We start from the raw sequence: 344 nt of genomic DNA on the forward strand, positions 1-344 counted from the left end.
CAGCTCATGCGCGCGCTCGGCGAGCGTATGCTGTCATCGCTCCATCGTGACGCGGCCGTCAGCGCCATCCTGCGCGCGATCGGCCTCAACGCTCGGCAGGCGAAGTCGGTCCTTGCGCGCTTGCCTGGACCTGCCGACGGCGCAGTGCCTGATGGGCCGAGGCCGCCGAAGTCTCAGCGACCAGGTGCGGCGAGCAGCGCGGCCTGATCTTGGACTGCCGCCCTCACGCGGCGATTTCCGTTATCTGTTCGCCGAGATCGAGTGCTTTGTGGCGGCACCAGATCCTTGCGTTGATCCGGTCACCAGAGTGCGGCCGGCGCCCTTGTGTTCCAAAACGGGCGCTC

At 67.4% G+C, this 344-nt stretch carries 1 pseudogene; it reads left to right on the forward strand.

The annotated features are described in order from the left end of the window. Positions 1 to 207: pseudogene (locus tag NMG70_RS33365) on the forward strand (TetR/AcrR family transcriptional regulator); the annotation flags it as partial. Positions 208 to 344: the final 137 nt, after the last annotated feature.

It is taken from the genome of Mesorhizobium ventifaucium, from assembly GCF_935822925.1.
Classification (GTDB): Bacteria; Pseudomonadota; Alphaproteobacteria; order Rhizobiales; family Rhizobiaceae; genus Mesorhizobium; species Mesorhizobium ventifaucium.